Origin of the sequence: Vibrio sp. V39_P1S14PM300, from assembly GCF_009904765.1 — a bacterium.
In the GTDB taxonomy this organism is placed as follows: Bacteria; Pseudomonadota; Gammaproteobacteria; order Enterobacterales; family Vibrionaceae; genus Vibrio; species Vibrio proteolyticus.
In genome coordinates this window covers 1-8,097 of sequence record NZ_WXWP01000362.1, presented here as the reverse complement: position 1 = coordinate 8,097, position 8,097 = coordinate 1, and the positions used below count along the sequence as shown (strand labels likewise).

Below are 8,097 nucleotides of genomic sequence, written 5' to 3'. Positions count from 1 at the left end.
CCGGAAATAAATAACAGGAAGAACAGATGAAATATCAATGGATCGCATCGTTATCCGCGCTTTTTATCATTAATGCCGCACACGCTTCGACGGATATCACCTCCCGGGAATACAAATTATTGCTCGATACCGATAAGTTTACTTATCAGAGTGAAGCGAGCGACGTTGCCAATTATACCGTACAACTGGCGAGTGTAATTTCACAAGCGATCAACCGCAATGTATCGGGGAATGCCTCACTGGACAAAGAACGTTTTGTCTCTTATTGGGATGTACCCAATGCCTGTACTTTGCGCACGCTTGGCTATTCGTTTCGGGATCGCGTCAGTCGCTATGACGCCAATGACCGAGACGCCGCTCTGAAATTTCGCTCGTCAGATCGGTTTATCAGTGCGTACGAGGATTTGGCCTCAAACCGAAGTAAGGCCGAAAGCAAACTAGAAGATGACCTGTTGCTCGGCTCTGATGACGATATCTCAATTAAGGTTTCGCATTCCACCAAGATATCGGGTTACGGAAAAAACATTAATAAGATCGATGACATCTATGATGACTTTCCCGGCTTTGCTGCAAAATATGGCGTGATTGATGCAGATACGCCACTGAACCGGGTCGGCAACATTACGATGTATGAGCGCCGCTACAAAGGACAGGAAATCGATCTCGGTCAGTTTGATGCGGATTTGGTGGTGAGCCTGTGGTATGACAATCCTGCTCCGCTGCCAGGCAGCAAACCTGTTATTGCGGAAGCCTCGTTTGATTACGCTGACAATCAGGGTGAGTATACGCCCAAAGTAGTTCAGCGTGCTCAGCAAGCATTTCTTGCGATGGGCAATATGTCTGACTGGGTGAAGCTGGACGGGATAACGAAGACGCAATTTGTTTATCAATACGATGCTCAGTTTTGCAGCGGTCAGTAAATTAACATCGCAAAAAAGTAAACCAAAGTATGAATTTAAAGCGCTACCTTTCGGTGGCGTTTTTTATTTTTCAGCAAGGCTTTCCCTAAGTTTTTAATATCGAGTAGCATCATTGACGCCTTAATTTAACCGATTCTGGTTCATCGGCTTGTCATGATTTCGACATATATCCGGCGCAAGATATGGACTCTTATTGATGAGAGTATTTTCAGAGGGAAAGATGAAATTCGCATATTTGTTGTCGGCCACACTACTTTTAGGTTCAGGTGTTCACGCAGAAACGCTGACGGTTTATTCGGCGGGCCCAAAAGGGTTATCCAACGAGCTGATTCAGGGCTTTGAACGGCAAAGTGGTGCGAAAGTTGACCTGTATCAGGCCACCGGCGGTAAAATCATGTCCCGTTACCAGGCAGAAAAAGCCAATCCGCATGTCGATGTCATGATTTCGTCGTCACTGGGTCATGCCATTACGCTGGACAACGCAGGTGAATTACTTACGTACCAGTCACCAAACGCCGCTAAGGTGCCGGATTTCCTGAAAACCGCGACGTACACGGCGCAAGGTACGGCGGTGCTGGCCATTGCTTACAACACGCAAAGTCAGTTGCCGGTGCCTAAACGCTGGGCCGATCTGACCAAGCCAGAATACAAGAACAAAGTGACTATGCCAGACCCGAGTAAATCAGGGGCTGCACTAACTTTGGTGGAAGGTCTTGCGGACCAAATGGGTGAGTCAGCCTGGCAATTGTTTGCGGAGCTGAAGGCAAACGACGTGCTGATCCCCGGGCCAAACAAAGCGGCACTCAATCCAGTGTTGCAGGGCGCGAAATCGGCGGTTTTTGGGGCGGTGGATTACATCGGTCTCGGATTAAAAGCCAAAGGTGAAACATTGGAAGTGATTTACCCGGAAGACGGCACGGTCCTGGCTCCGCGTCCGATGATGATCTTGAAATCCACCCAACATGAGGCGTTGGCGAAAAAGTTTATCGATTATGTCTTGTCAGACGAAGGGCAAACGCTGGTGGCCGATACTTTAATTCTTCCTGCCAGAACAGACATTGCGGCACAGCGCCCGGGCTATGCCGAACTCAATCTGATCCAGTTTGACGCCACTGCAGCAGCGGAAAAAGCCAAACAGACCAAAGACAAGTTCGCGCAGATCATGGGTCATTGATTGTATGTCGTTGTACGCGAATGCCAGAGGAGGGCGCCTTCCTCTGGCCTTTAATGCATTTTCTGTGGTGTCGTTGTTGATTATTATTGGTCTGCCAGTGTTATCGGTGATCTTGTTTGCGATATTCCCGCATTTCAATGAAGGATCGTTTCGCGCACCATTTAGCAATCTTTATCCTCAACTCAGCGACCCCGCTCTCATTGATGCTACGTTCAATTCCATTCGGTTAGCGACCTGTGTGACGCTGCTTTCCATCGCTGTCGCTGTGGTTCTGGCTTATGTGCGTAATAAAATGAGCGTGACTGCCGGGCGCTTCTGGGATGTGATGTTGCTGGTGCCGTTTTTGATTCCTCCTTATATCGCTTCCATGGCCTGGATTCAGATGTTTCAGTTCAATGGCGTTTGGTATCGCTGGACTGGTGTGGATTTTTCGGCCTTTCTGTTTTCTTTCAGTGGCGTGGTGTTTGTGATGACGATGCACCTGTTTCCGCTGGTGTATTTTTCTGCCAGCAATGCACTGCGGGTGATTGGTCAACGTTACAGTGATGTGGCACGAGTTTATGGGGCCGGGCGTTTGGACTTAGCCTGTCGCATTTTATTGCCATTGATGATGCCGACATTACTCGCCAGCGGACTGATTGTGTTTGTGTTATCAGTCGAGGAGTTCGGGACGCCAGATATTTTAGGCAGCCGCTTCGGCTTTGAAGTTATGGTCACAGCCATTGAAGAGAAACTGACCGACTGGCCGATTGATTTACCCGGAGCTTCGGTGTTGTCGCTGATCCTGATCGCGATAGCGGTGTCAGCTTACCTGCTTCAACTGGTGGTGAATCGTAAATACGCTGCCAGTCTTGATGCCCAGACGATCATCTCGGCAGCAAACAGTTCGCGTGGCGCATGTCTGGTGGCGCATCTGTTGTTTACTTTGGTCGCGGTATTTGCGGTGATTCTGCCGCTGTTTTCAATTGTGGCGGCGTCGTTGATGCGCACCGTGTCTCACGGACTGAACTGGAACAACCTGACGTTGTCCGCTTATGCGGATCTGTTCACGTCGGGCAATGGCGCCGTAGAAGCCATATACACCAGCCTCGGGCTGGCGGCGATGACGGCGTTGATTGCCGCGGTGCTGGGGCTGCTGGTTGCGTTTACTCTGATTCGATTGAAGCCCAGGGGGAAAAGCGTCCTCGATGTGTTGTCTCTAATGCCCAATGCGGTACCGGCGATGGCTTTATCGGTCGGGTTAATTCTCACCTGGAATCAGCAGTATCTGCCCGTCACGCCGTACAACACAATAATGATCTTGTTGCTTGCCTACGTTTGCCTGATGTTGCCCTATCCAATCCGGATGATCACCAGTGCGCTGCGTCAGCAGCCATTTTCTCTGGATGAGTCTGCGGCGATTTACGGAGCCGACATTTTGCATATCGTTCGCCGCGTTTTATTGCCTTTGATGGTGCCTATTATGGTCGCCTCCGGATGCATCGTTTTTGCGATCTCAACCCGGGAGCTGGTGGCGTCATTGATGCTGGCGCCGGCCGGAACGGAAACCGTTGCCACTTATGTATTTAACCAGTTCGACCAGGGCTCAGTGAGCGCCGGCATGGCGATGAGCCTGGTTGTGATTCTGGTGTCCGGTGCACTCATCGCACTCGGGCAGGGAATAGTAAAAAGATATACACCATGAACGCCTTAAAAATCAGTCAAATCTCGAAATCGTTCGAGTCGAAGCGAATCCTGAATGACATCAACCTGGACATTCGTCAAGGTGAGTTCCTGACCTTATTGGGGCCGTCGGGGTGTGGGAAAACCACGCTGTTGCGTATCATTGCCGGTCTGGAAAGGCCAGATAGTGGTAGTGTCGTGACACCTGAGTCGGTTTATGTTGACACTCTAAATCAACATCAGCTCCCTGTATCACAGCGTGGACTAGGGTACGTGTTTCAGGATTACGGCTTATGGCCTCACATGACGGTCTACGACAACATTGCCTTTCCGCTGGTACTGAAAAAACAACCGAAACACCTTATTCAACAGCAGGTTGCAGACGTATTGCAATTGGTTAAGTTGTCTGGCCATGAGACCAAGTTACCGGAAAAACTGTCTGGTGGGCAAAAGCAGCGCGTCTCTATTGCCCGCGCTCTCGCAGCGTCACCAGCGATCATTTTGATGGATGAGCCGCTGTCGAATCTGGATGCCAATTTACGTGAAGAGCTGGGGCTGGAGATCCGCCAGTTGACCAGCCAACGCGGGATCACCTGTATCAACGTGACGCACGATCGCAAGGAAGCGCAACTTTTGTCTGACCGAATTGCGCTGATGAAAGACGGTGTCATTCACCAGCTGTCGGATCCGGTGACGCTCTTTCAAAAGCCCGTCAGCCGCTGGGCGAGTGAGTTCCTCAATGCAGGAAACCTAATCGACGGTAAGCTACTCAATCGTGCGGAAGGAATGTGGCTGGTGCCAAGAACGGCCTTCACGCTAGTGCAACAACCGAATGAGGCGCAGGTTGCGATAGAGGTGAAGGATTGTCTGTTTCTGGATGATCGGTTTGAAGTGGTGGGCGAGTTGCACGGCAATCGGGTTTGTTTTTACAGTGATCGTCCTCTCCGGGCAAACGATATAGTGTATTCGGCGTTGAATGATGCGGTGCTGGTGCCTGTCGCAAGTTGAAATAAGAGAACGACAGATCAGCGCAGAGCCGAAAAAGGAGGTGAAACGTCTCTGGCTGATCTGTCGGTTTACGGCTTACACGATTTTAGGCTGTCCATCGGAAGCGGTGGCGCCGCCGTCGACAGGCAAGTTCACACCGTTGATGAACGAAGCATCGTCACTAGCGAGGAACGTCACCACAGACGCGATCTCTTCTGGCTCAGCGGCGCGGCCTAATGCAATGCGTTCGTTGAATTTGTCGCGAATATCCTGTGGCCAGCCATTGGTCATGTTGGTTTTCACCAGGCTTGGGCAAACCGCATTGATACGCACGCCGTCACCGCCGTGATCCAGTGCCATCGCGCGGGTCAGGTTAACGACCGCCCCCTTGCTGGCACAGTAAAATGCGGCGCCCCAATCGCCACCCAACCCCGAGACGGAAGCGGTATTAATCATGCTGCCTTTGGTTTTTAGCAATTCAGGCAAAGCAAATTTGGCGCAGTAGACCACGCCGTCAATGTTCACCGAAGAGATTTTCTTCCAGTCGTCGACGCTGCCTTCAATGACCGAGCCCGGCACATGCACGCCGGCATTGTTGACCAGAATATCCAGCTTGCCGAAACGAGCGACCACATCGTTAATCAGTGCAGCGACTTTGTCCGGGTTGGAAACATCGATGGTGTGGGCAGAGACACGTTGCTTGTCGAAGCCCTCAACCGCGTTGGCGAGCTGTGTTTCATTCCAGTCCGCCAGAGCAACGTTGACGCCTTCATCGTAAAGGCGTGTTGCGATAGCCAGGCCAATACCATTGGCGGCACCTGTCACTAATGCGACTTTGTTTTTTAATCCTCTCATGCGATTTCTCCTTCGAAACTTACGAAAACAGGGTCTTGATTCTTTTCAGTGCGCGGCAACATCAGTTTGTAGTTATCGCTGTAATCGACGGGAATGGCCACCACAGCAGGGCCTTCAACGTCCATGGCCTTTTTCAGGGTGGCAGCCAGTTCATGCTGGTCGGTGACGGCAAAGCCTTTGGCGCCAAACGACTCGGCGTATGCTTTGAAATCAATCGGGCCGAATTTCACCCCGGAGAAGCGTTGATATTTCTTCACTTCTTGCATTTCCACCATGTTGTAGGCGTTGTCGACCCATATGATATGGACGATGTTACATTTCAGCCGGACAGCGGTTTCCAGTTCCATACTGGATTGCATAAAGCCGCCATCACCAGATACCGACACCACTTTGCTGCCGGGTTTCAGTAAGCTGGCACCGATCGCCCATGGCAAGGCGACGCCCATGGTTTGCTGACCGTTGGAGATCAGCATCTGACGCGCGCGGAAGCAGCTCAGGTAGCGGGCAATCCAGATATGGAAGCTGCCCATATCGAGACAGAGTGTGGTGTCTGGCGTGATGATCGCTTGCATCGCTTTGATCAACGCCAGTGGGTGAAAACCTTGCTGGCTGTAGACGTTGGGGTAGGTTTTGATCACCTGACGTTGCAGAGCTACCTCTTCCAAAACGGAGAGCGCAGTGGGCGAGAGACGGGCGTACTCAGAGATGCGGCTGCCCATTTGATCGAGGGACTGCGCAATGTTGCCGACGATTTCGACGCAAGGCTGGTAGTTAAGCTGATATTCGGCCGGCTCGATGTCGAGGTGGATCACTGGGCAGCGCTGGCTGTTCCACAGTTCTGGATCGTACTCAATCGGGCTAAAACCAATGGTGAGGATCAGATCGGCATCGCGCAACAGCACATCACCGGGCTGGTTATTAAACAAGCCGACACGGCCAGCAAAGTGGTGATAATAATTGATATCAACCGTACCTGCTGCCTGATAGGTGCCGACCACCGGCAGTTGTGTTTTTTGCAAGAAGCGCGCGATGGCGGCGGCGTTTTCACTGCGACTGGCGTGCAAACCGAGCAGTACCACACAGCGCTGGGCCTTACCGATACGGTTTACTGCTTCTTCGATTGCTGCGATGTCAGCGCAACCGGGCTGGGTGTATCCAGACGGGATTATTATGTCGGTCTGGGTTTGGTCGGACAACACATCTTGCGGCAAGCTGAGGAAGCATGCGCCCGGGCGGCCGGACTCGGCAATGCGAAACGCGTTTGCCATGATTTCACTGGCGGCGTCGACATGCTGCACTTCGGCGCTGAACTTGGTTATTGACCGAAAAATGCTGACCGTATCCATGCTCTGATGCGTCTGTTTTTGCTGATCCGTGCGTTTGACTGCGCCGCCGATGGCGATCAGCGGATCGCCCTCTGAGTTAGCGGTGGCGACACCAGAGACCAGATTACCACAGCCAGGGCCGGAGGTTACCAGCGTGACACCAGCCTTACCGGTCAGTCGGCCGACAACTCCGGCCATAAAGGCACCGTTGGCTTCGTGTCGCACCGGGATCATCTGGATACTGGTGTCTTCAATGGCGTCAAACAGGCGATCGATTTTGGCACCGGGGATACCAAAAATGTATTTGATGCCGAGTGATTCCAGCTGCCTGGCGATTAACTGTGCGCCATTTTGTTTTGAAGGTTTGGATTGCATTTGTTGTCCTTATTATATTGCCTGACGTTGTTATTTTTCCGCCTTTTCGATGGCGGTACGAATGTCTTCCGGAGCCAGATTGGCGCGAAGAAAATCCGCGGAAGCTGGGGTGTCGATCACCAGTCGCGATACTTTGCCAATCTGGAGGAATCCTGACGAAATGCTGTAATCCTGAATATGGCCGCCTCCCTGGCGGTCATCGGTAATAAAATGTTCGTGATAGCCGGGCACATTGATTCCCGTGGTGTATTTGGGACTACGAAATCCAGCCACGACCCCTTGTTTTTGAGCGAAACGGAAGGTGGGCTGCTCTTTGACCACCTCAAGCATGGGTCGGTAAGGCCGGGTCTGTTTAGGCACGGTGCGGGTGCGGACAAAGTCGAAGATGCCATCAATGCGGATCGCGCAGAACAGATTATCGCTCGGAACCATGTCGTCGATCAGTTCGTGCACGGCGTCGCGGGACATACGTGATGTCAGTGGCAGTTCGATATCCGGTTTGAAAAATGTCATGACCGCAAAAGGGGTTTTCTGCGCCATGTCTGCCGGGTTGGCTGAACCATCGGATTTGAGTTGAAAGACTTCTTTGTCAAAAGCAATCAGCTCACCATCGAGCTGATTAAATGTACCCAAACCAAAATCGCCGTGCTCCAGCAATTGCTCTATGGTTGTTGAGCCTTCGTAAACGCCGGCGATCAGGGCGCTCATCAACGAGGTCTGATAAATCTCACCATCACCAGTAACGTGATGATATTCGGCAAATTCTTTCGCTACATCGAGCGAACAAGCACACAGAGGG

The 8,097-nt window shown here is 51.7% G+C and carries 7 protein-coding genes; 4 read left to right on the top strand and 3 right to left on the bottom strand.

Going from position 1 to position 8,097, the window contains the following annotated elements:
• Positions 1–26: 26 nt before the first annotated feature.
• The 4 genes from CAG65_RS19040 to CAG65_RS19025 all read left to right on the top strand — a co-directional run bounded on the left by CAG65_RS19040 (position 27) and on the right by CAG65_RS19025 (position 4,764).
• Entirely contained in the window at positions 27–920 is an 894-nt protein-coding gene (locus tag CAG65_RS19040; protein ID WP_161454643.1) for a hypothetical protein, read from the top strand.
• 220 nt (positions 921–1,140) lie between these two features.
• A complete protein-coding gene (locus tag CAG65_RS19035) occupies positions 1,141–2,094 on the top strand; it encodes an ABC transporter substrate-binding protein (RefSeq protein WP_161454642.1) in 954 nt (317 codons plus the stop codon).
• Positions 2,095–2,098: 4 nt separating this feature from the next.
• Positions 2,099–3,778: an ABC transporter permease gene (locus CAG65_RS19030; RefSeq protein ID WP_161454641.1), complete on the top strand. Its 1,680-nt coding sequence runs from the start codon at positions 2,099–2,101 to the stop codon at positions 3,776–3,778.
• Complete coding sequence (locus CAG65_RS19025; protein ID WP_161454640.1) at positions 3,775–4,764, top strand: ABC transporter ATP-binding protein; 990 nt, start codon at positions 3,775–3,777, stop codon at positions 4,762–4,764. Before CAG65_RS19030 ends, CAG65_RS19025 begins: the two co-directional genes overlap by 4 nt.
• Before the next feature lie 75 nt (positions 4,765–4,839).
• Here the strand turns inward: CAG65_RS19025 and CAG65_RS19020 are convergent, their stop codons facing one another.
• Genes CAG65_RS19020 through budA form a run of 3 tightly spaced genes read right to left on the bottom strand, consistent with a single transcriptional unit; the run spans position 4,840 to position 8,093 of the window.
• Positions 4,840–5,598, bottom strand: coding sequence for an SDR family NAD(P)-dependent oxidoreductase (locus tag CAG65_RS19020; RefSeq protein ID WP_021703487.1), 759 nt, complete (start codon positions 5,596–5,598; stop codon positions 4,840–4,842).
• Complete coding sequence (gene alsS, locus CAG65_RS19015; RefSeq protein ID WP_161454639.1) at positions 5,595–7,298, bottom strand: acetolactate synthase AlsS; 1,704 nt, start codon at positions 7,296–7,298, stop codon at positions 5,595–5,597. Before alsS ends, CAG65_RS19020 begins: the two co-directional genes overlap by 4 nt.
• Before the next feature lie 30 nt (positions 7,299–7,328).
• On the bottom strand, positions 7,329–8,093 hold the full coding sequence (budA, locus tag CAG65_RS19010; protein ID WP_161454644.1) for an acetolactate decarboxylase: 765 nt from the start codon (positions 8,091–8,093) through the stop codon (positions 7,329–7,331).
• Between the last annotated feature and the right edge of the window lie 4 nt (positions 8,094–8,097).